Origin of the sequence: Pontibacillus chungwhensis (genome assembly GCF_030166655.1) — a bacterium.
Taxonomy (GTDB): Bacteria; Bacillota; Bacilli; order Bacillales; family BH030062; genus Pontibacillus.
Map to the genome: position 1 here is coordinate 3879395 of NZ_CP126446.1, position 23234 is coordinate 3902628.

22 protein-coding genes are annotated in these 23234 nt (G+C 43.8%); 7 read left to right on the forward strand and 15 right to left on the reverse strand.

The genetic code is table 11. The features are described 5' to 3' along the window. The first annotated feature begins 592 nt into the window (after window positions 1–592). A complete protein-coding gene (locus tag QNI29_RS19710; protein WP_231417693.1) occupies window positions 593–1435 on the forward strand; it encodes an octanoyl-[GcvH]:protein N-octanoyltransferase in 843 nt (280 codons plus the stop codon). A 526-nt stretch (window positions 1436–1961) separates the two neighbouring features. Here QNI29_RS19710 and pta read toward each other — a convergent pair. Continuing rightward, window positions 1962–2933 carry a phosphate acetyltransferase gene (gene pta / locus QNI29_RS19715; protein WP_231417692.1) on the reverse strand — a complete coding sequence of 324 codons (972 nt, stop codon included), beginning with the start codon at window positions 2931–2933 and terminating at the stop codon, window positions 1962–1964. Window positions 2934–3164: 231 nt separating this feature from the next. Here pta and hemQ point away from each other — a divergent pair, with 231 nt between their 5' ends. From hemQ to QNI29_RS19730, 3 genes are all read left to right on the forward strand, one after another. Further along, window positions 3165–3908: a hydrogen peroxide-dependent heme synthase gene (gene hemQ, locus QNI29_RS19720; protein ID WP_231417691.1), complete on the forward strand. Its 744-nt coding sequence runs from the start codon at window positions 3165–3167 to the stop codon at window positions 3906–3908. A gap of 463 nt (window positions 3909–4371) precedes the next feature. Beyond that, window positions 4372–4848, forward strand: a complete 477-nt coding sequence (gene gerQ, locus QNI29_RS19725) for a spore coat protein GerQ (RefSeq protein WP_231417690.1) — start codon at window positions 4372–4374, stop codon at window positions 4846–4848. Window positions 4849–4960: 112 nt separating this feature from the next. Continuing rightward, on the forward strand, window positions 4961–5209 hold the full coding sequence (locus tag QNI29_RS19730) for a hypothetical protein (RefSeq protein WP_231417689.1): 249 nt from the start codon (window positions 4961–4963) through the stop codon (window positions 5207–5209). Here the strand turns inward: QNI29_RS19730 and QNI29_RS19735 are convergent. The 5 genes from QNI29_RS19735 to QNI29_RS19755 form a co-directional block, all read right to left on the reverse strand. Next, window positions 5206–5571: a DUF423 domain-containing protein gene (locus QNI29_RS19735; protein ID WP_231417688.1), complete on the reverse strand. Its 366-nt coding sequence runs from the start codon at window positions 5569–5571 to the stop codon at window positions 5206–5208. The genes QNI29_RS19730 and QNI29_RS19735 overlap by 4 nt on opposite strands. Before the next feature lie 23 nt (window positions 5572–5594). Then, the gene (locus QNI29_RS19740; protein WP_231417687.1) at window positions 5595–5879 is read right to left on the reverse strand and encodes a YwdI family protein; all 285 of its coding nucleotides are present in this window, start codon (window positions 5877–5879) and stop codon (window positions 5595–5597) included. A gap of 168 nt (window positions 5880–6047) precedes the next feature. After that, on the reverse strand, window positions 6048–6494 hold the full coding sequence (locus QNI29_RS19745; protein WP_231417686.1) for a GNAT family N-acetyltransferase: 447 nt from the start codon (window positions 6492–6494) through the stop codon (window positions 6048–6050). Window positions 6495–6506: 12 nt separating this feature from the next. Next, complete coding sequence (locus tag QNI29_RS19750; RefSeq protein WP_231417973.1) at window positions 6507–7847, reverse strand: sodium-dependent transporter; 1341 nt, start codon at window positions 7845–7847, stop codon at window positions 6507–6509. A gap of 115 nt (window positions 7848–7962) precedes the next feature. Then, window positions 7963–8181: a uracil-DNA glycosylase gene (locus QNI29_RS19755; protein WP_231417685.1), complete on the reverse strand. Its 219-nt coding sequence runs from the start codon at window positions 8179–8181 to the stop codon at window positions 7963–7965. Window positions 8182–8269: 88 nt separating this feature from the next. Between QNI29_RS19755 and QNI29_RS19760 the strand changes: the two genes are divergently transcribed. Continuing rightward, window positions 8270–9010, forward strand: coding sequence for a YwaF family protein (locus QNI29_RS19760; protein ID WP_231417684.1), 741 nt, complete (start codon window positions 8270–8272; stop codon window positions 9008–9010). Window positions 9011–9129: 119 nt separating this feature from the next. Here the strand turns inward: QNI29_RS19760 and QNI29_RS19765 are convergent, their stop codons facing one another. The 3 genes from QNI29_RS19765 to QNI29_RS19775 all read right to left on the reverse strand — a co-directional run bounded on the left by QNI29_RS19765 (window position 9130) and on the right by QNI29_RS19775 (window position 13224). Next, a complete protein-coding gene (locus QNI29_RS19765; RefSeq protein WP_255688513.1) occupies window positions 9130–10389 on the reverse strand; it encodes an ammonium transporter in 1260 nt (419 codons plus the stop codon). Between the two features lie 144 nt (window positions 10390–10533). Further along, window positions 10534–11778 (reverse strand): NAD(P)/FAD-dependent oxidoreductase, encoded by a 1245-nt coding sequence (locus QNI29_RS19770; RefSeq protein WP_231417682.1) that lies wholly within the window; start codon window positions 11776–11778, stop codon window positions 10534–10536. A 21-nt stretch (window positions 11779–11799) separates the two neighbouring features. Further along, the gene (locus QNI29_RS19775) at window positions 11800–13224 is read right to left on the reverse strand and encodes a Na+/H+ antiporter NhaC family protein (RefSeq protein WP_231417681.1); all 1425 of its coding nucleotides are present in this window, start codon (window positions 13222–13224) and stop codon (window positions 11800–11802) included. A gap of 208 nt (window positions 13225–13432) precedes the next feature. On the opposite strand from QNI29_RS19775, the gene QNI29_RS19780 reads away from it, so the two are divergent. After that, window positions 13433–14790, forward strand: a protein-coding gene (locus QNI29_RS19780) for an IS3 family transposase (protein WP_231417680.1) whose coding sequence is annotated in 2 segments (ribosomal slippage) — window positions 13433–13901 and window positions 13901–14790 — 1359 coding nt in all. Because the reading frame shifts where the segments join, the coding sequence is not laid out codon by codon here. Window positions 14791–15190: 400 nt separating this feature from the next. Here the strand turns inward: QNI29_RS19780 and QNI29_RS19785 are convergent. Genes QNI29_RS19785 through coxB form a run of 4 tightly spaced genes read right to left on the reverse strand, consistent with a single transcriptional unit; the run spans window position 15191 to window position 19982 of the window. Continuing rightward, a complete protein-coding gene (locus tag QNI29_RS19785; protein WP_231417679.1) occupies window positions 15191–16768 on the reverse strand; it encodes an FMN-binding glutamate synthase family protein in 1578 nt (525 codons plus the stop codon). 12 nt (window positions 16769–16780) lie between these two features. After that, the gene (locus QNI29_RS19790; protein WP_231417678.1) at window positions 16781–17350 is read right to left on the reverse strand and encodes a cytochrome c oxidase subunit 3; all 570 of its coding nucleotides are present in this window, start codon (window positions 17348–17350) and stop codon (window positions 16781–16783) included. Beyond that, window positions 17337–19265, reverse strand: a complete 1929-nt coding sequence (gene ctaD / locus QNI29_RS19795; RefSeq protein WP_231417677.1) for a cytochrome c oxidase subunit I — start codon at window positions 19263–19265, stop codon at window positions 17337–17339. Before ctaD ends, QNI29_RS19790 begins: the two co-directional genes overlap by 14 nt. A 12-nt stretch (window positions 19266–19277) precedes the next feature. Further along, the gene (gene coxB / locus QNI29_RS19800; RefSeq protein ID WP_231417676.1) at window positions 19278–19982 is read right to left on the reverse strand and encodes a cytochrome c oxidase subunit II; all 705 of its coding nucleotides are present in this window, start codon (window positions 19980–19982) and stop codon (window positions 19278–19280) included. Window positions 19983–20175: 193 nt separating this feature from the next. On the opposite strand from coxB, the gene QNI29_RS19805 reads away from it, so the two are divergent. Beyond that, complete coding sequence (locus QNI29_RS19805) at window positions 20176–21036, forward strand: STAS domain-containing protein (protein ID WP_231417675.1); 861 nt, start codon at window positions 20176–20178, stop codon at window positions 21034–21036. Window positions 21037–21156: 120 nt separating this feature from the next. On the opposite strand, the gene QNI29_RS19810 is transcribed toward QNI29_RS19805, so the two are convergent. After that, complete coding sequence (locus QNI29_RS19810) at window positions 21157–21486, reverse strand: phasin family protein (protein ID WP_231417674.1); 330 nt, start codon at window positions 21484–21486, stop codon at window positions 21157–21159. After that, complete coding sequence (locus tag QNI29_RS19815) at window positions 21479–23134, reverse strand: ABC1 kinase family protein (RefSeq protein ID WP_231417673.1); 1656 nt, start codon at window positions 23132–23134, stop codon at window positions 21479–21481. The genes QNI29_RS19810 and QNI29_RS19815 overlap by 8 nt, the downstream gene beginning before the upstream one ends. Window positions 23135–23234: the final 100 nt, after the last annotated feature.

Consider the following 23234-nt stretch of genomic DNA (forward strand, 5'->3'; position numbering starts at 1 on the left):
GCTGGGGATGTCCGTTGCGATAAAAGGTGCTTGGGCTGGCTGGAGGACCACTCGCTTTCCTGCGGGGAGCTGGGAAGCCTCCTCATTCGCTTCGCTCACTCCGGGGTCTCCCCTAGTTTAAAAGTGCAGGCGTGGTGCCCAAGGTCGTACGGATAAGGTAGCTTTTTGGAAAAGGCGATGAGCCTTTGTAAAAAAGATGACTTATCACGCTAGACCTTCCACGCCAGAGCTAGATAGGCTCCTTTTCCCGCGGGAGTCTCGCAGTCCTCCAGCCACCCCCTGCGATATTTAGGCGAACGAACCTACGTATTTGCTGATCGACTCAGATCTTTCCCTCGTATAACTTGTTTCCGTTCATTCTAATACTGAAGAGGTTGGGCGGGAAACCGCGAGACTCCTGCGGGAAGAAGAGATCGACGAGACCCCGGAATGAGCGTAGGCGAATGAGGAGGCTCGACAACTCGCCCGCGGAAAGGGAGTGGTTTCCCGCCCCACCTCACTCTCAACTATAGCTAACGGAAACAGGATGATGCATCTGGGAGGATTTTTGGTATAATAGTTCTGTTAGTTTAGCACGTAAAGGAGACCAATCATGCAAGAGATTCATGAACTACTACAAACCAACTCCTATCGATTTATAGATCAAAGTGAGCTCGGTCCGACTTTCTCTGCGCTTCAGTCGTTCGCAACGGATGATGCGTTAGCGATGAGTGTGGGTCAGGGGCGATCTCCGGTTACGGCTCGGTTGTGGGTCCATCACCAAACGGTTGTGTTAGGCATTCCTGACGCTCGCCTTCCTTCTATTGATGAAGGGTTGAGCTTCTTAAGTGAAAAAGGGTATCAAGCAATTGTGCGAAACTCTGGTGGGTTAGCGGTGGCGCTCGATGCTGGGGTTTTGAACCTTTCCTTTATCTTTCCTGATGCGAAACAGGTTGATATCCATGACGGGTATGAAGCGATGGTTTCATTTATTCAGAGGTTATTTGAAGAAGAGGGATATCCGATTGAGGCTTTTGAAATTAAAGGCTCATATTGCCCAGGTACGTATGATTTAAGTATCAATGGTAAGAAATTTGCAGGTATCTCTCAGCGTCGTGTGAAAAATGGTAGTGCTGTGCAAATTTATTTATGTGTAGAAGGAAGCGGTTCGGAGCGAGCGGAACTGATCCGTCAGTTTTATGAAATTGGCATAAATGATCAAGAGACCACCTTCTCCTACCCTACCATTGAGCCCGATACGATGGCTTCTCTTTCTGAACTGTTTGGGAAGGAGATTACGGTGCAGGATGTACGAAACCGTATTCTTTACCTTCTTTATAACCTGAGTGGTCATGTGGACACAACGCCGTTAGATGATACTGAAATGGGCTGGTTTGATAAGCGTTTCGATCAAATGGTTGCCCGCAACGAGAAAGCACTGCGTTCCCTTAAATAAGGCCCCGCAGTGCTTTCTTATTATCCACATTAGTTCCTAATGCGGAGTGGTGTCTTGGGGTGTTTACGTTGCCAGGGGGAGTGAAAGGTGGTCCGAGAAATCACTCGCTTTCCGCGGCGAGCTGGGAAGCCTCCTCATTCGCTTCGCTCACTCCGGGGTCTCCCCTAGGCTCCTACTGCCGCAGGAGTCTCGCAATTTCTCGGACCACCTTGTCATATTGGGAGTAACGTAAACACCCAGCCAAACGTGTATCAGAAAAACTTAGCGTTCACCTCTTTTTCCAACACACAACCCTGGGGCAAATTCAGCCAAGGGTGGCTAGGGAACGAGGAGGCTTTTAAGGGAGAGAGGAAGTTCGACTAAGACCGTCACGTCCTGTGACAACGTCGAACGACCCCACGTCGTGCAGGGCCGCGGAAAGGGAGTAGTTTCTCGACCCACCTTACTCTCCCCAGAGGTAACGGAAACAGATCCGCATAAAAAAGAGGAAGCCACGGACGGCTTCCTCTTTTTGGTGCGTGATTGCTTATAGAGATTGGGCTGCTGTGATTAGGGATAGTTTGTATACGTCGTCTGCGCTACAGCCGCGGGATAGGTCGTTTACGGGTTGGTTAAGACCTTGAAGAACCGGGCCTACGGCGTCGAATCCGCCCATGCGTTGGGCGATTTTGTAGCCAATGTTTCCTGCTTCTAAGCTTGGGAATACGAATACGTTCGCGTCTCCACTAAGTTCAGAACCTGGTGCTTTCTTTTCAGCAACAGATGGAACAAATGCTGCGTCGAATTGGAACTCACCGTCTAGTGTAAGCTCAGGATTTTGTTCCTTCGCAAGCTTAACTGCTTCTGTGACTTTTTCCGTTTCAGGAGACTGTGCAGAGCCTTTTGTAGAGAAGCTTAGCATCGCAACGCGTGGGTCGATGTCGAATAGCTTCGCTGTGTCTGCGCTTGCTAGAGCAATTTCTGCTAGGTCCTGGCTGTCAGGAGAGATATTAATAGCACAATCAGCAAATGCGTATTTCTCTTCGTCTTTCACCATGATGAAGATACCAGATGTTTTCTTGATGCCTGGTTTTGTTTTGATGATTTGAAGAGCTGGGCGTACAGTATCTGCTGTAGAGTGAGCTGCGCCACTTACAAGGCCGTCTGCTTCTCCCATGTAAACAAGCATTGTACCGAAGTAGTTCTCGTCTTTAAGGATCTCACGGGCTTTTTCTTCTGTCGCTTTTCCTTTACGACGTTCAACAAAGCTCGCTACCATTGCGTCAAATTCACTGTAGTTATTCGGATCTAAAATGTCAGCATTGCCAAGATCCAAGTTCAAATCTGATGCTTTCTGTTTCAATTCGTCAGGTTTACCGACTAGTACAGGTGTAATTGTACCTTCTTGAGCTAGCTTAGAAGCTGCTTCTAAAATACGCTCATCAGAACCCTCCGGAAGCACGATGCGCTTCGTTGTGTTTGATAATTTATCTCGTAAAGAGTCGAACAAGTTACTCATTATGTTATCCCTCCATGTTCATATCTGTACTATATGATAAATCTTTTTGTGTGTAATTGAAAGGAAAGAGGAAATCTTATCAAAATTTCTTTATTTTCAGACGAATACTCCTCGCATCTTTCCTCTCACACAGCTGCTCTTCTCAGCGTTTCCATATTGTAAAGAAGTTATGTTATAGTAAAAAACGGAAGAAAAAATTCATTACTCATTGATATAAAGGAGAGAGTGTCCATGCCAGAAGCAGTTGAAACCTTAGACGGTTGGTATTGTTTACATGACCTTCGTTCTATTGATTGGACTTCTTGGAAGCACGCCTCAAGCGACGAGCGAGAGTCTGCGATCGAAGAATTCCACCAACTTCTAGAAAAGTGGAACCAAACAGAACAGAATAAAGAAGGAAGCCACGCTCTTTATACAGTTGTTGGCCAAAAAGCCGATTTCATCTTAATGATTCTTCGCCCAACAATGGAAGAATTAAATGCCATTGAAACAGAATTTAATAAAACCAAATTAGCTGAATACACGAAACCTTCCTATTCTTATGTTTCTGTAGTGGAGCTATCAACGTATATGGCAAGAGGAAAGGATCCAGAAACAGATCCTGAACTTCAAGCTCGCTTGAAGCCAATCCTTCCAAAATGGGAATACATTTGCTTCTATCCGATGGACAAGCGTCGTGAAGGCAATGACAACTGGTACATGCTTCCGATGGAAGACCGCGGAAAACTGATGTATTCACACGGTATGATTGGAAGAAAGTATGCCGGTAAAGTTCGCCAAATCATCACAGGTTCAGTAGGCTTTGACGATTGGGAATGGGGCGTTACCTTATTCGCTCATGATGTTCTTCAATTTAAGAAGCTTGTGTACGAAATGCGCTTTGACGAAGTAAGCGCTCGTTACGGTGAGTTCGGTTCCTTCTATGTAGGAAACCTTCTGAAACAAGACCAGATCGCTTCATTTCTTTCTATATAATCAAGCCAATAAAGCCACCCTCCAGGTACTCGCACCTGGAGGGTGGCTTTTGTTATGACCTGATTTCAACCACACCTAAAAAGGCCTTTAGTTCTGCGCACCAGCAACTTCTAAAGCCTCCCATCATGAATCTCCCCTCCCCCGTCCCTCACTCACCCCTGTCTTTTTTTGTTCATATCTTCAATCCATTTTACATAAACATGTTCCTAAGAGGATTGTGAGATTTGAAAGGTGATACCGCGCGAATCCTCACAACTGGTCATAACCCGGCCCTGTTATTTCAACTAGCGGTCTCTTAGAAGGTGGAAGCAAAGAGGGAAGAGTCACGGTTTCGGCAAGCGCTATAATTCTGGTTCTTACCCTTTATTGTTCAATGAACCGAACGCCCTAAAGCTTGTCATCTGAGCACCGCTATGTTTTCAGTATCAAAGTGTTTTCTAATCTGAAAGGAGTGCAGACTTATATGGCTAATCAAAAGCAAGGCGGTTCTTATGGTTCAGGTCAAGGTAGTGGTCAAGGTTCATACGGGGGCTATCCGATGCAGGGGATGCAACAAGGCATGCAAGGGCAGCCCATGATGTACCCCTACTATCAAAACCAAATGGGCATGGGGCAAATGCCTCCAGGCAGTCAAAGCGGCCAGCAACTTCCCCCATCTCAAAACGGCGGGAACCTACCTCTTGAGGAAGAATCCTATATTGAAAACATATTACGCTTAAATAAAGGCAAGCAAGCTACCGTTTACATGACCTTTGAAAACAATGAAGACTGGAATGCCAAAATCTTCAAAGGCATTATTGAAGCAGCAGGTCGTGATCATATCGTTTTAAGCGATCCCGAAACCGGGCTACGATACTTACTCCTGATGGTTTACCTGGATTACATTACATTCCCTGAAGAAATCAACTACGCCTACCCATACGGCGGTAACAGGCGGTAACAGATCGAGTAAACGTAAACCCCACCACGTTTCAGGGTCGGACTAAATAAAAGACGGCTGACCTAAAAAAGGTCAGCCGCATTTTCTACTAAACGAAAAAGGAGCGTTTGCTATGAAACATCCGTCTCAAAAGTTCGCTCAATTGCAGTACTTGATGCTTGCATTGGCGATCGTCATTGGCATTATTTCTCTTACGAAAGATGGATGGTCCATTTTGACGTTACTCATGTTTTACACGCTTGCGTTTAGTTTTGTTTTTGAAGGGATGGCTCATTACGCTCAACGAAATACTGCTATCTTTGTGGAGCAAGCTTTACGAGCCATCATTATTTTAGTGTTTTCGACTGTCCTCTACTTTTAAAGGTAGCGGACAACGGCATAACCAAGCAGGACCCAACCTACTAGAAACGCTACGCCTCCAAATGGTGTAATCATTGCAAATAGTTTAACGGAAGACAAACTATAAATGTACAAACTACCTGAGAACAGAAGAATCCCTATAAAGAAAGCCCAACCAGCTGATGCGAGATTTCCGCTCACTTTGTTGAACAGAAGACCCACAACGAGTAAGGCCATCGTGTGGAACATTTGATAGTTCACCGCTTTTTCCCAGGTTTTAATCATTTTCTCCGAAATGCGTCCCTCAAGGCCGTGCGCTCCGAAGGCCCCCAATGCTACAGCAAGAAAGCCGTTAATAACACCTAACAGTAAAAAAACTTTCATGTTCCTCTCCCCCTATTTACCCTTTAAAAATCAAATAACGAGTTCCCATTTGCCTCTTCATGGTCGATTTCTGGTTGTGGTTTCGGCGCAGGCTTTGGTGATTCCACCGTTTTCTGTGGTTGTATATATGGTTGTGGCGTTGGCTGTGAATAAGAAGATGCTGATCCTTGTTCATCTAAAATCAGATCGCTCAATAATTTAACAGCACGCACGTGTTCTTTCACTTTCTCTGGATTGCTCTGTCCAAGGCTCGCTTCTTGAACTTCTTTCATCATTTTCTGCAAAATTTGATCGTATGAAACGGACATTCCGTTGCCTCCTTGCTCGTTCTATTACCCTTATAATCTGTACTTTCTCTAAAGAAGTATAACACGGATTGCTTGGATTCTCGCCACCTGTCACAAAATCTCCAACAGCTAAGCCGGTCTCCATAAAAAAAGAAACCGCTCGGATTTTTTCGAACGGTCCCCATTGCCTTACGTTTTCATTAACCTTACTAACTCAATACCTTCGTCCGTCATCACGGAATCGCCTTCATAACTAAAACCATATTTCGTATATAATTCAATGGCAGGAGTGTTCCTTTTCCCGGTCATGACTTCTAAAGGGGGTGAAACTTCTTGCAGCAAATGTTCAAGCAGTTGGGAAGCGATTCCTTGCTGTAAATAATCTGGATCAACAGCTAGCCTCGCCAACACATTCACTTCTTGTAATTCTTCACAGCCAATCACTCCTAAGAGTCTATCTCCTTCACGAAAACCAAAGAACATTTCCTTTGTATTCTCGATTTGTTCGGCTGTGTCTGCCATCGGAGGCAGCTTCTTCACCCCAAGAAGTCTAGCTTCAATGGGGTAACTCCTTTTCTGCAGCTCAATTATTTCACTTGCTACATTCGGGAGTTGATTCTGCAAACGTTCGATCACTTCATCACCTCATTACAGGATCCCGACTGACGATAAGAAGATAATCGCAATACAAACCGGCGCTACAAATTTTACTAGAAAACGCCAAATGTGTCGAATAGGCCCTAATGATCCCATATCAGTGGCCTCAAAAGCCTCCTCTTTAGACCAGTGCCAACCAACGAACAAGGCGATAACCAGACCGCCAAGAGGTAGGAACACATCGGAAGCAACGAACTCCATTGAGCCCATAATATCACGATCCCCGATAATCGTTACATCTGACCACCGGCCCATACCAAGGGATGCAGCAACGCCAAGGAGATACATAAACAATCCGAGGACGGCACTCGATAATGTACGCCCCCATCCGAACCTACGCATAAAATAAGCAACTGGAACTTCTAATATAGAAATGGATGAAGACAGCGCAGCTAAACAAAGCAGGAAGAAGAACACGAGTCCGACAACCCCACCAAACGGCATTTGTTCAAACACTCCAGGAAGCGTAATGAAAACCAGGTTCGGGCCTGATTCTGGCGAGATGTTAAAAGCAAATACGGCAGGGAAGATCACCACTCCCGCAATAACCGCAAAGAAAGTATCCATCAGCCCGATCCCCACTGTCGCAGATGGCAGGGATTCATCTTTGGATAAATAACTTCCATATGTCAGCATTCCTCCCATACCGAGACTTAAGGAGAAGAACGCTTGTCCTAATGCGGCCAAGTAAACAGATGGGTCTTCAAGAATCGACCAGTCTGGCTGGAACAAGAACGTTAATCCTTCACTTGCACCCTCTAGCGTGAGACTATAAACGGCCAGCAAGATCAATAACACCGCTAATGTCGGCATGAAGATTTTACTCGCTCGTTCAATTCCATCTTTCACTCCTGTTAATACAACAAGGATTGTTATCACCATAAATAAACCATGCCAGAACAACGGAGATACAGGGTTTGTTATAAATGTCCCAAAGACTGCTTCATAACCGCCATCAGGCATTGTAAAAAATGAAGTATTAAGATAATTCCAAAAATAATACAAAGACCAACCTGCTACTACGCTATAAAAACCTAGTATCAGAAAGGAGCAAATCAAGCCCATATACCCTTGAATAAACCACGGCTTCTTAGGGGCTAACTTTTGATAAGATCCGACTACGTCACTTTGAGCCTCTCTGCCTATACTAAACTCAGATAATAGAACTGGTATCCCAATCAGAAGGACAAATGCTAAATATAATAGAAGAAAGGCTCCTCCTCCATTTTCTCCTGCCACATAGGAAAAGCGCCAAATGTTACCCAGTCCAACGGCTGATCCCATGGCAGCAAGCATAAATCCGAGTTTGGACTGCCATTTCTCTCTTGCCATAAACACAGAACTCCCTTCACTCATTTTTCTCTCTTTTTTTCTGAAATATGAAAAACTATACCACAAATCCGAACGATTCGCGATATAGTTTCAGACATTTCAAATCATTTACATATCACAGACGAATATCAAAACGTGAACTTGATTTCTTTCGTGACGCAGGTTGTGATGCTTTCTTTTGAAAAGCTTCACATGGTGAGCCTGTTGTCTTCTCCACGAGTACAGAAGGAATTTCTTTCGTTTTAAAGCCGTACGCTTTACATCCTCGAGGAAAAGCAGGATTCCATGTTGTATAGAAATACTTACATTGAAAGCAATTCGCTTTATTCCCCATGTAGCTTCCCCTTTCTCCCTATCGTTATACTGCTCTCCCACCACTCCTTGTGATAAGATGGAAAAAACAATCAAAAAGGAGTATGTTTATGGAACGATGGTTTGGCAACGACGTGCACCAACCATTTCAACCGTTAATGACAGGTCACATCGTCATTTTAACCTTGTTCGCGGCAGGGATTCTCATTCTCTTATTCAGTTACCGAACCCTCAAACGTTCCTCGCTGTATAGAAATTGGATTAGGTGGACGTTGTTTTCTATATTGCTAATCTCAGAAGCGACCTATCAGCTTTTCGCTATTACGAATGATATATGGAGCACGAGAGAGTTTGTTCCCCTTCATTTATGTGGTGTTGCCTCTATTCTAGCCATGATTGCCCTTGTTACACAGAACAAAGCACTCATTCAGTTTAATTTCTTTATCGGAATTATTCCAGCGTTCCTGGCTTTACTAACACCAGAATTACCTAACGCCTTTCCACATTATCGATTTTTGAAGTTTTTCTCTCACCACATGGCCATCTCTTGGGCGAGTTTATTCTTAATTCTAACATCTCCTGTCACCATTACGTTTCGTTCCCTGCTTGGTACATTTGGAATCTTGAACTTGTATGCGGTGTTTGTTTTCTTTATTAACCGAGAGATCGGATCGAATTATTTATTTCTATCAAGAGCTCCAACCGCAGACACACCTCTTGATTTATTAGGGTCAGGGATCTGGTATTATATTAATCTAGAACTGCTTGCCTTTTCCATTTTCCTTCTATTATACGGGGGATACCGGTTATCACAATCTCCAAAGAACCCTTTCAAAGATACGCCAGCGTAAGAAAGCAGCCTCCCGCATGGGTAGGCTGCTTCTTTATAGAGGGATTTTTTATGAGATGATATCAATTTTGACAAAAAAACGCCCAGGAGGAGGACCCCAGGCGTTCCGAGTTTCTTGAATTAGCTTGTTTGCTGCTGTTTGTGCGGCGTTCTAGAGAAGACTTCTGGATAGCCATAGCTTCCGTGCTCACTCATATCAAGCCCAAGAAGCTCTTCTTCTTTCGATACGCGCATACCGCCCATTGCTTTTTGGATGATTTTAAGGAAAACGAATGATACAACAAATGCATACAGACCGCTAGCTCCAACGCCAAGAGCCTGAACGCCTAGTTGTTCAAATCCTCCGCCGTATAGAAGACCAGCGCGACCACCGTTTGCTGCTGCAAGTTCTGGAGTAGCGAAGAAACCAGTTGATAGGGTGCCCCAAACTCCCGCAACACCGTGAACCGATAGAGCAAAGATTGGATCATCAATTTGTCGTTTCTCGAAGAAGGACATGCTGTAATGAACAATTACACCTGCAATCAGTCCAATGACAACCGCTGCCCAAGGAGCTACGAACGCACAAGACGCTGTGATGGCAACGAGACCTGCCAGAGCACCGTTTAGCATCGTTGTAATCTGACATTTCTTCGTAAGAATCATCGTAATGAACATCGCAGCAACCGCCCCAGCCGCTGCAGCCAATTGTGTATTTAAAGCAACGTAACCAAAGAATGCACCGTCGACAGAAACCGTACTGCCTGCGTTGAAACCGAACCAACCTACCCATAAAAGGAGGACAGCGAGTGATGTATAGACTTGGTTGTGACCTTCGATTTCATTTACACTTCCGTCTTTATTGTATTTGCCAATCCGCGGCTTCAAGATCATTGTAGCCGCAAGTGCTGCCATAGCTCCCGTTAAGTGAACGACTGTAGAACCAGCGAAGTCTTGCTTCCCATGTTCTGATAACCAGCCCCCACCCCAAATCCAATGAGCGACAACAGGATAGATAAAGACAGAGAATAATACCGCAAACCAGATATAAGATGAAAGCTTCGCGCGTTCAGCAAACCCTCCAAACGCAATCGTTAGAGCAATCCCTGCGAAAGCGAGTTGGAATACAAAGAATACCGTTTCAGCTAAATCTCCTCCAGCATCGATCGTTCCGCCGTAGAAGAAGTTCGACAACCCAACGAATGCATTCCCTTCACCAAAAATCAATCCATATCCAACTGCCCAAAAGACTAAAGATGAAATCCCAAATGTGAATATCGTTTTCCCAGCAATATGACCCGCATTCTTCATGCGTGTGGATCCCGCTTCTAAAAGGATAAACCCACCTATCATTAAAATAACCAAAATAGCAGATACCATCGTCCACAAACTGTTCATCATACCTATTTCACTCACTGTAACTCCTCCTTAACGTTTTATGTTAGGTTTTCTAACATGAGATGTGTATATTATATTACAAGTTTTCTGATAATTGTCAACAATTTAAACACAAATTTAAAAAACGCTTAATCTGCCAGGCTTAGATTAAGCGTTTTCATCTTTGGTTTTATTGGATTTTTTAGGTGAGCGAAAAAATGAAAAAATAGGCGCGTCTGGATGACTCCCTTTTACAATAAAGTCTCGAATTAACTCAGCTGCAATGGTACAATACATCGTTCCATTGCCTCCGTAGTTTAGCGCGAAGAAACTCCGAGGAAATTCTGGTTGAGGGCCAATAATCGGAAACCCATCATGCGTACTTCCAAATACAGCCCCCCAGTAATAATCCGCTCGAATACCTTCTAAACCTGGAAACAGAGCCCTTAACGAGTCAAGAAGTTGATCCCTTTTGGATTGTAAAGATCGTTCTCTTTGACCTTTTCCTATAAACGTTTCATCCAATCCGCCTATTACAATACGGTTATCTGCTGTCGTGCGTGCGTACAAATAGGGCCTCGCCGTCTCCCAAATTAAGCATCGATCCTTCCAACCCGGGAAGTGAGAAACGGGCTCTGTTGCAATCGCAAAAGACGTTTCTAATACCGCATTTTTGTTCCGCTTCATCTGCTGCGCTTCGTATCCTGTGGCATACACCACGAACTTAGAACGAATGGTGAAATCCCCTTTTACAAGGAGTGTCACTTCCCCTTCATCCTCATGATGATCCACGACTTCTGTGTTCTCAAACACTCGAAGACCTTTCTTCTCATTGGCATCTATGAGGCCAATCGTAAAGGTAAACGGATTGATCTCGGCATCCCCTTTCGCATAGATCGCACCAGGTTTTGAAAATGAGAAGGAGCGCTCTATGTCCTGCTGCTCTAAATAATCTACTCGGAATCCATACTTCTTTAGCGTTTTATACTCTGCTTGCAAAAAAGGAAGGTCCTGAACAGATGATGCAAAGCACAGGCTGTCACGCTTTATAAAGTCAGGGTCTACCGTACATTCTTCTGCTAAAGCTTGAACTTTATTAATGCCTTCCAAACACATCTGATAATAACGAAGGCCTTCTTGCTCTCCGTAAGTTGCCATGCAAGAAGTAAGCGACTTATCATTCGAAAATTGCAGTAATCCAGTATTAGCAGAAGTGGATCCTTGACCAATCTCCCGTTTATCAACGAGGATGGTATCTAAACCTGCTTCCACTAGTTCTCTTGAGATAATCGCACCAGAAATCCCTCCTCCGACCACCACCACATCACAAGTTAGGTTAGCAGTGACCCGAGAATACCTCTTTCCCCCTTTGAATGTTTCCACCCACAATAAAGATCCAGACTTTAAATCCATACCCATACCTCCTAGCTATTTTTACAAAAAGAAGGGCAAGGCCAAATACAAAACGGATGCTACGCCCGCAGCAATCGCTGCGGGCTTAAACTTAAATTTGGCGTAACGCACAGCATTTAAGTTTAAAATCCCTGCTGTTGTATTGGTATTATCACTAAGCGGAGAAGAGAATGCCCCGAATGTTCCACTGGCAAACACAGCTCCTATTACAATTGGCAAGGAACTTCCGCTTACTGCCGCAATGGATACACCTACTGGCATCAAGATTCCCCACGTCCCCCATGATGATCCGATAAAATACGACAGGGCACATCCAATTAAGAAGACAAGGACCGCGACAAACGACGCGGGGATCCATTGAAGGGATTCTGATATGGTTTGAGCGAAATTCAGGGCTTCAGATCCTTTGCTCAAACCCCAGACCATAGCTAACAAAAGGATGACGCTCATCATTTCGTTGCCACCTTCAATCAGTTCATTCATTTGTTTACGAAGTGGATAAGAACGTATCTTTAAATAAATGATGAACCACGCAATCGAAAGGACAACGGCTAAGACCATCGCATCTAACACATTCGCATTGATTAAGGCTTCGAATCCTTGGGCCCCTTCTTTTTTCACGCCGAGCATATACATAAAGAAAAACGTGAAGATAATAACACTAGCTAACGGAAGGATGAGATGCCAAAAGTTCGAAGGAAGGTCTTTCGAAACAGAAGGATGACAGTCTTCCCATTGATCGTCATCATCCTCCCCTTCCTTTTCCTCTTCAGCCTTACTGTTTTCCGCATCGGTAGCTTGTTTCTTACTCTTATGAAAGAAGCTAAGATAGAATCCAATAAGAATCATAGAGATCGCAAAGAAGTTAAACGGAATGCTTCGTAGGAAGAACATGTACGGGTCCCCTTCAATCCCGTTTTGATCCATCGCCATTCCAATAACAGAAGACATATATCCAACAAACGCAGTGGCCACAGGGACAAGGACAACAAATGGGGATGCTGTCGTTTCAATCACAAACCCAAGCTCTTGCTTTGTCATAGGTAACTTCTTTACCATCGCTTTCATAACAGGAGCAATTGTTACGATACGAAAGCTAGGAGCGCTGAACGTACCGAGGGCTGATAACCATGTCAGAGCAAACGCCCCTTTTCGCCCAGAAATCTTTTCGGTTGCCGTTTGAACGAATCCTTTAATCCCGCCCGAGATGCGTACTAATCCAATTAATCCTGAAAAAGCGTATAGGAAAATAATGATTTTTAAATTATTAGGATCTGACAATCCTTTAATGACGAATTCGAGTGCTTGCGTCATTCCGCCCAGCCAGTCTGGGGTTACGAGATAGCCTGCTACGACGACTCCGAAGAAGAGGCTGGGGATGACTTGTTTGGTGGCAATGGCGGTGATGACGACGACGATAAAGGGGATGATTGAAAACCAGTTCATACTTTTCTCCTCATTTCTAGGCGTGCTCTTCCTAGCATGTGAGAAAGCTGTCATTTTATGCTTTATAATAATGAGGCCGTTACGGTTGAGAGTGCTAGGGGGTGACCGGGGAACGACTCGCTTTCCGCGGGCGAGCTGTCGAGCTTCCTCGTTCGCTAATGAACTGCACCCCTATTTTTGGACACTATCCAAAATGGGAGGTGCAGATATGAACCAAGTAACACCAGGTATGAAACATGACATCGCTAAACGATACTTAAATGAAACAACAAGCTATCGATATTTATCTAATGAAATTGGTGTTGATGACTCCGTAATCCGTTACTGGGTGAAACTTTATCAATATCACGGTGATGAGGCTTTTATTCCACCCTATACAAACTATCCTGCTGAATTTAAAATGAAGGTAATTCAATTGATCGAAAATAAGAATTACTCGATTCGAGAAGCCTCTGCCATCTTTCGTGTTCCTCACTTCTCTATGGTGAGACGATGGAGGAAAAAGTGGAAAGAAGGAGGCGTTAAGGCCCTTGAATCGGCAGGAAAGGGACGGTCTGAAATGAGTAATCGTAAGAACCAGAATCAATCGGAACAGCCTTCTCAAAACGATATGAAAAAGATGCAGGAAGAGCTAGAATACCTTCGTGCCGAAAATGCATACCTAAAAAAGTTGAGAGCCTTAGTTCAAGAAAAAGACCAACAGACAACCAAATCAAAGCGCAAGTAGTGTATGAACTAAGGAACGATTTCTCGGTGAAACTTCTCGTTCAAGTTGCCGGACTAAAGCGCAATACTTATTATTATCAAGCCCTAAAAATGAATCAACAGGACCCAGACGGCGATCTTAAAGAGTCCATCTCTTCTATCTACCATGAGCACGCTGGTCGTTATGGTTATCGCCGTATTCACATGGAGCTCTTAAATCGCGGTTACAAGCTCAACCATAAAAAAGTAGCCCGCATCTTGAAAGAACTAGGTTTAAAAAGCAGAGTGCGACGCCAGAAGTATGTGTCGTACAAAGGTCAAGTTGGCAAAATCGCAGATAACACCCTTAACCGAGACTTCACAGCTCAAGCGCCAAACCAAAAATGGGTAACGGATATAACGGAATTCAAGCTATTTGGTAAAAAGTTATATCTATCTCCTGTACAGGATTTATTTAATGGTGAAATCATTGCGTATAACCTTGATTTCAGACCAACATATAAACTAGTTGAAACCATGTTAGAGGACGCTTTTGATCGTCTGACTGACGATGATGAACTACTAATGCATTCGGATCAAGGTGTCCACTATCAAATGCCTCAATACCGTAAGACCCTAGCGGAAAAGGGGATCGTCCAAAGTATGTCACGAAAAGGAAACTGCCATGACAATGCGGTGATAGAAAATTTCTTTAGTATTTTTAAGACAGAGTTTTTATATAATCAAACATTTGAGAACCTAGAGGATTTCAAACAAAAAATGGACCAGTATATCCATTACTTCAACCATAAACGAATCAAAATGAAGCTCAACGGGAAAAGTCCGGTAGCTTATAGAGAACTTCACCAAGCTGCGGCTTGATGAATGTGTCCAAATTTAAGGGTTCAGTGCACTAACGCTCTCTGCGGGATCTCGATCTAGCTCTCTCTCCCGCAGGAGTCTCCCCGTTCCCCGGTCACCCCTTATCAAAAATGGAGAAACGGCCCCACAGCTAAAATGAAGAGGGGGAGGCAAACGAAAAAACAAACCCCATTGCGAGCTACAGAAAGCGAGTAGTCCCCGAGCAAGCCCTAGCACTTTTATAGGTAAGTAAAGACTCCTTTAACTTGTACCTCCATACAAAAAACCTTCAAGCATATGCTTGAAGGTTTCGTTGGTGGAGAATAGTTAAAATTCTAACTATTGTTTCACGTGTAACTTTTCGACAAATTCCTTGTTATATCAAGGTTTGTCGACGGTATTTTTATGGTTTGGCACCAAATTATACCTTGTGTAACCATTCGTCCATTGTGTAGGTTTGGCTTTCTTTAGTTTTATAGACAAGGTGGGATTGGTTTAGGCCTCTTGGTGATTGGGCGCCTACGGCTTCGGCGATGTAATAGAGTCCTTCTCGCATGGAGACGAGGTAGTTGCAGACTCTGTATTTCTTTTCTTCGATGCTTAAGGCTTTTTGTAGGTCCGGGTCTGTAGTGGCTACTCCTACAGGGCAGTTGTTGGTGTGACAGACCTGGGCCATAATGCATCCAACGCTTAGCATGAATCCTCTTGCGATATTAATCATATCGGCTCCAAGAGCGAGTGCGGTGGCTGCTTTCTCTGGGGTTAGCAGTTTACCAGAGGCAATGATGTAGGTTTCGTCTCGCAGGCCGTACTTCTTCAGGAGCCCATGGACTAGTGGGAGACCTGAGAAGATCGGGAGTCCAACTCCTTCGGCCAATTCATAATAGGACGCTCCTGTTCCACCTTCACTTCCATCAACCGTAATAAAATCGGGTATAATGCCTGTATCTTTTATGGCTTTTACAAGTGTTTCGACCTCATCATGGCTTCCGGCTACAATCTTCATTCCTACAGGCTTGCCCCCTACGTCTCGTAATTCTTGTAGAAAGGAGAGCAATTGTTGAGGGGTATCGATTCCTTTAAAACGATTCGGGCTGTCGATTGATTGGCCCTCTTCTACCATTCGAATGCGGGCAATTTCCTCGGAGACTTTCTCTCCGTCCAGGTGACCTCCACGGGTCTTTGCGCCTTGAGCTAATTTAAGTTCAAAAGCCTTCACTTGTTCTGTGTTGCATTTATCTTTAAACTCTTCCCATGAAAAATCGCCGTCTTTTGTTCGGACACCAAACATGGCTGGACCAATTTGCATGATGATATCAACGTTCCCTTTTAAATGATAGGGAGATAGACCTCCTTCTCCCGTATTCATCCACGTTCCACCAGCCATCCCGAGTCCTTCTGAGAGAGCCGTAATGGCTTTCTCCCCTAAGGATCCATAACTCATAGCGGATTGGCCAATTACTCCTTTAACGTGAAAGGGGTGCTTGGCTCGATTGTTACCAAGTACAATGGCATCGTCCTCTTGAAGGTAATACGGCTTTATTTGATCGTCTTCCCTGTGTTCTTTTCGAGAGAACAGTTTCTCATCATCAATCTGGTAAGTTTTCGTCCGAACTTTAGGCTCTTGCTCTACACGGATCTCTTCATCGAGAGTCGGGAACATGTGATTCACTAGGAAGAAGCCGTCCTCCTGAAAGGGGCGTTCCGATCCAAATCCAATCATCCGGCTGTTGTATTTACCAGCCACAACCACTTGTTGGAATTCCTTTCTCGAGAAAGGTTTCCCTTCATTGTCTTCATTAAATAAATACTGGCGTAATTCTGGTCCCATCTTCTCTATAAAGTAGCGCGCCTTTCCGAGAACAGGATAGTTTCTTAAAATCGAATGCTCCTTCTGATGTTCGTCATGAAAATAGACACGGAAAACCAGCAACAGTGGTATGAGAATAATGAGTAAAACAAGGCCGACTAATATGCTTAATAGAATGGTATTGATCATTTTCTTTCCCTCCTAAAACAAGTACGGTCCATAAACGAACGTAATAATAAACACCCAGATGATATCGACGAAGTGCCAATAGTAGCTGAAAATCTTTTGTTTTTCCCCGTAGGCTGCTGCAGGGATACGCGGGTAGTGGTAGCACAGTAAGAGCATCCACCCTATCCCGAATAAAACGTGTGAGGCATGAAGACCTACAAGAATATAGAAAGAGGACAAGAATAAGTTTTCTGTTAATGTATAACCTTCTGACACATACATATAGAATTCGTGAATTTCAAACCCCATGAAAGCTGTAGCTAGAAGGATTGTTGTGATTAGCCCAACCCAAACGCCTTTTTGCTTCCCTTTTTCAAACGCCTTTTCACCGTAGTGAATGGTAGCACTGCTACTCAACAAACAAATCGAGGTGATCACGACGGTTCGCAATTCAAATGTTTCACTAGGTGTTGGATTAATAGCTGAAGGAGTGAAAAGGAAGTACGTCGCAAATAACGTAGCAAACATAATGAGTTCACCTATTAAATACAAAGCAAACCCGAGCTGCTTATCGCCAAATAGCGCACTTTTATGTGTGGTCATGTCCTTCCTCCTCCTTTTTCATTCTTGTATGTTCATCCGTTAACGTACGTAGCGCGAAGAAAGCCAGTACCAGTATGCCAAAGAGAATCTGCAGCCATGTCACGTGATAAATAAAGGAGAGCGAAAGGGCCAGAATGAGTCCGAAGAAGCTTACAGGTTGCCACGACTCTACATCAACCGGCGCTGATCTGGATGTCTTAGCAATAGGTAGCTTTCCTCCTCTATTTCGTTTCGCTTCCCATAAAGGGTCTATCGTCGTAACCTGAGGCATCGGGTCGAAAGGATGTTCTGGCGAAGGAGAAGGTACACTCCATTCAAGAGTTCGTCCATCCCAAGGATCGTCCCCACACCTATCTGGATCCTTAAAGCTTCTATAAATATTCCAGACGAAAAATAAGGTTCCAATCCCCATCATAAAAGCCCCGATGGTACTGATAAAGTTAAAGGTAAATACATTATCTTCAGCCGCATAGGTATATACCCTGCGAGGCATTCCGTTCAATCCTGCAAAATGCTGCGGGAAGAAAGTAATATGAAAGCCGATTAAGAAGAGCCAGAAGTGAGCCCTCCCCCACTTTTCCTTTAACTTAAATCCAAACATCTTCGGGAACCAGTAATAGATTCCAGCAAAAGCTCCTAGCACGGTTCCACCGACCATTGTGTAATGGAAGTGGGCCACTACAAAGTACGTATCATGGAACTGAAAATCAGCCGCTGCCACAGCAAGCATCACCCCTGTTACTCCCCCGATTACGAAGGTAGGAATAAATCCAGCTGCGAACAACATAGGAGTATCTAAACGAATGACCCCTTTTCTCATCGTAAACAACCAGTTAAAGATCTTGATCCCGGTTGGAACGGCAATAAGCATCGTCGTAATCGCAAATACGGTATTGACGACAGGACCTAAGCCGACGGTAAACATATGGTGCACCCACACCATGAAGCCGAGGAGTCCTATAATGACGATCGCTACAACCATCGATGTATATCCAAACACCCGTTTCCTTGAAAATGTGGATATGACATCTGAGAAAATACCGAATGCTGGAATGACGATGATATACACCTCTGGGTGACCGAATATCCAGAACAAATGCTGCCAGTAAATAGGTGACCCTGCTTCCCCTGAGAAGAATGACGTGCCAAATAAGCGATCAAACATAAGAATATAAAGGGCAATTGTAAGGACAGGAAAGGCGATAAGAATCAGAAACGCTGTAATAAGGGTCGACCATGCGAATAGTGGCATACGCGTCATCTTCATACCGGGCGCACGGTGACGAACAATCGTTACAATCATATTAATGGCCGCTAAAATCGTCCCCATCCCGGATACTTGTAATCCAAATATGTAATAATCGTTCCCTGCTTCCGGTGTAAACTCAGCTGTCGATAAAGGGGCATAAGCTGTCCAACCTGCGTTCGGAGAGGCTGTCATAAAGAAGCTCATGTTCACAAGAATGGCCCCGGCAAGAAACAGCCAGAAACTAATGGCGTTCAGGTATGGAAAGGCCATATCCTGGGCGCCAATTTGAAGAGGAACTGCGACGTTCATTAGACCAATCAAAAGAGGCATCGCTACAAAAAAGATCATGATTGTGCCATGGGTCGTAAAGGCTTCGTTAAATTTATCACCTTGAAAGACCCAAAAGTCATTCTCCGGGACAGCAAGCTGCACACGGATAATAAGTGCTTCAATGCCAGCTCGTAGAAAGAAGAGAGTCGCTGAGAGCAAATAAAGAACACCGATCTTTCGGTGATGCGTCGTCGTTACGTACTCTTTTATAACCGGCCATTTGTTCGACCGATGAACCAAATATACGACCCCAAGGCCTGTACCTATCAGGGCTACGTAGGCCAGTAAAACGTCAGATGCTATATAAAATGTTCGATCAAACAACTCAAATGTCATCTACTCCACCCTTTACTCAATTTTCTCCTTCATTTCTTCTAACCACTGTTGGTACTCGCCTTGTTCCATAACGGTTGTCGTGAACCTCATCTGCGCATGTTCACGCCCGCAAAACTCCGCACATTTCCCTTGATAGGTTCCCGTTTCCTCTGGAGTCACAATCATTCTCCTTGTCTTCCCGGGAATAAGATCCTTCTTTCCCCCAAGCTTTGGGATCCAAAAAGAGTGAATCACATCTTCAGAACGAAGCGTGAACTCAACCGGACGATCAACCGGTAACCTCAGGTCGTTCACAGCTTCAACACCATTCTCGTACGAAAAAGTCCAACTGAATTGACGACCGGTCACTTCAATTTGGACGGCATCTGTTGGTGTCGCTTCTATTTGTGCGGACTGTTCGAACGTAATGGATACCGTCGGAACAGCTAATATCGCTAATAATATAAAAGGAAGCACCGTCCAAGTAATCTCAAGCCACGGACTCCCTTTATCGTCTGGAGGTATGTAATCTTTATTTTGCTCATTTTGCTTATACTTTGATATAAACCAGATAAATAGAATGATAACGATTGCAAATACAATCATCATAAGAGCGAAACTAAATTGGATTAAGAAAGACTGATCTCTAGCCGTCTCACTTTTTGGATCTAATACTCTCAAGTTACACCCTGTCAAAAACACGATGCATGAAATCACTAGTAATTTAAGCTTCTGCATTGATTCTCCTCACTTTCCCCGGCAGATGGTGATTTCTTACTCTATATCCCTCTCTTAACCGTATGAAACTAAAGATTACTAAATTGTGTAAAACTTCCTTCGCGTAATGGGGCATCATGAATTTACTTCTTTTTTTAAAATGCTTATAATGATTTTTAGAAAATGGAATTTAAATGGAGGATTGAAGTAGACTATGACACACTCACATTATTACTCTTTCTTTCAAGAACAATTACAAACCCACTCCTCTACGATTGCTTCTTCTATTCTAGAACTGCTAGAGAAGCATTATCCAAAGGAGTATAGTGGGCTAGCTGAAAACGATCAGAAAGATATGCTTTCCTTTCTAGAGAAAGTTGTCACGATGATTGGAAACAATATTGTGGAGAAGGAAGATTCTACTCAGAAGGCTACGGATTTAGGGGAGAACATTGGTGAAGCTGTGGCGAAACGTCAGGGCATTCTATCAGATTATATCTCTAAACTGAGCCTATATAAGGAAGCGATTTGGACTTTCGTGGAAGGCCAAATGCAAGGGCGAAATGAGTCATTCAAAGAGCTAATGGACATTGTGAATCGCATTGATACGTTATTTAATTACATGGTTCATGGCTTTACACTGGCTTTCTCAAAAGTCGAGCAGCGCAAGTTACATGATTATGAAGAAAAGTACTTGAAATTATCCACGCCGATCGTCCCTATCATGGATCACGTAGCAATCTTACCAATTATTGGCGAGATTGATGAAAAACGGGCTAATGTCATTATTGAAGAAACGCTAAGAGAAGCTAATGAACTCGATATCGATTGGCTCGTTATTGACTTATCCGGGGTCTACCATGTAGATGACTTGTTTATGAGTCACTTAGAGAAGTTGCTTACTTCCCTCGAGATTCTTGGTCTTAAGCCAGTCCTAACCGGCATGCGCCCTGACTTAAGTATGCGCGCTGTGCAGATGGGTCTTGTCTCTAAAACAAAAGAAGATGTGATTACGAAAGCTACATTGAAACAAGCCGTGGCTATGCTTTATGACCAAACGGCACAACGTTCTTAACTATATTCCACCGCTCCCCCTGGATCAATCTCAGAGGGAGCGGTTTTCTTATAACTGGTAGCAGGCGTTTCAGTACCCATACAAAAAGCTCACCCACTAAGGGATGAGCTTTCAACCGTTTTATTGTTCCTGATCTTCTTCGTCAGTTGAAGATGAGGATTGATGGAGTTGCTCTAGTTTTTGAATGCGTTCTTCTAAAGCATGGTATTCTTCTTTCGTCACGAAGCCAAGGTCGCGGATTTGCTCGCGGAAATAGGCTTCTGTTTGAGCGTTCCATTTTTCATTTTGCGCTTCGCCTCTTTCACGAAATTCGCGCATCGCTTCCTTCGCCTCTGAAGGACTTATCTGACCCTTTTCCACCATTTCATTATAGACTTTTTCAACTTTCTCTTTTCCATTCAGTGCAGCACCAATGCCGATTAAAAACCCTTTCTTTAGTAGATCACTCACCCTTATTCCTCCTATCTTTTGTTGTAACCTTAATGGTTCTGAAATGCACCGAGGCTACGAGTACAAATGCAACAAAACCCGTTGCCCCTGTCGCCAGACCGATGTACAGATACAATGATTCCAGATTCCGGAAGCTATATAATGCAAATCCTCCTCCTCCAATGAAAAGGAAAAAGGATAAAAACGCATAAAAGAAGTAATAGTGATGAAACATTTGACGTTGTTGCTTTCTCTCTTCAAAGGCCCTTTGTCTCGGGGCATCTGTTAAGTATTCATTTAACGATTTAGGTAAGGAAAGAAGCGGTTTAGCTGTATCTTTAATCACTTCTTTATAAAGACTGGCATCTGATTCACCGCCAGATACCCATTGCTTAATAACAGGTTTCCCCCACTTCATGAGGTCGATATCCGGATAGACGGTTGTAAGTACCCCGATCACGATTGATGCTGCTCTACCTAGGAATGCGTAGTCTGCAGGCATTTGGATCGGCTGTTCTTTCACAAATTCTTGCAGGTCTTTCATAATTTGATTGAGAGCTTCCTGGTCAAATTTCTCAAAGTCACCCTGCAAATACATGTCAGCCGTTTCTTTTAATAGACGTTTTACTTTTTGACGATTGGCGTATGGAAGAAGGAAATCCATATCTTCAAGTGCGCCGATTACTTTATCGTAATCGTCCATAATGAACCCCTGTATAATCATACGTATATAACTGGCATCTTCCTTACTAATCTCGCCTACCATTCCGAAGTCGATCATGACAATGGTTCCATCAGACCGGACCATCAGATTCCCTGAATGGGGGTCGGCGTGAAACATGCCATCAGATACTAGCTGTTCAACGAATAAATCGAATACTCGTTTCGCCAGATCCTCCCGTTTTAAGTTATTCTCGCTTATAAAGGACTCATCTGTAATCTTCACACCCTCTATCCATTCCATAACAAGCACACGTCTTGTGGATAGATCTTCATAGTAGTCTGGAACGTATACTCCTTTAAACCCGGAGAATCTTTGCTTAAAGTAAAGGGAATGCTTCAATTCATCTGTGAAATCAAGCTCTTTCCCCATTACGTAGACAAGTTCACGATACAAAGCGCCAAGGTCTGCTTTCTTTCCAATCGATGTTAAGCGACCCAGAAGCCAAAAGACGATCCGAAGGGCTTTGAAATCTGTGTGAAAAATTTTCTCCACTCGGTATCGCTGAATTTTAACGGCTACTTCCTTGCCATTATGGAGCTTTCCTTTATATACCTCTCCAATGGATGCAGATGCGACAGGCTCATCTCCAATTTCCTTAAGGTGCTTGGAAACGTCGCCTCCCCATTCTTCCTCTAAAATCGCTTTTGATTTCTCAAATGGAACAGGTTCGACCCTGTCCACTAATCCTTCTAACTCCTTTAGAAACACAGGGGGCAGGAGGTCAGCGCGGGTGCTTAAGAACTGCCCAAATTTAATGAGCAAACCCTCAAGCATTAGTGCTTTCTGGCGATATTCTTTCGCTTGCTTCACCAGAAGGCGTTGCCATTTATCCCTCGTTCGTTCATCCCAAATGCGATGGACGCGTTGAAACCAGAATAATTGCCAGAAGAATTTCAAAGCCATTCCTACGATGATTGTAATTCGATAAAGTGCATGATACCTCAAGTGCATCCATTCCCCCTCTCGTCTCTCTATGGTATTTGTACCCTTTTTTTACACACACAATCCTCTCGTTTTGGGAGAATGTATGTAATTTGGTATGGTT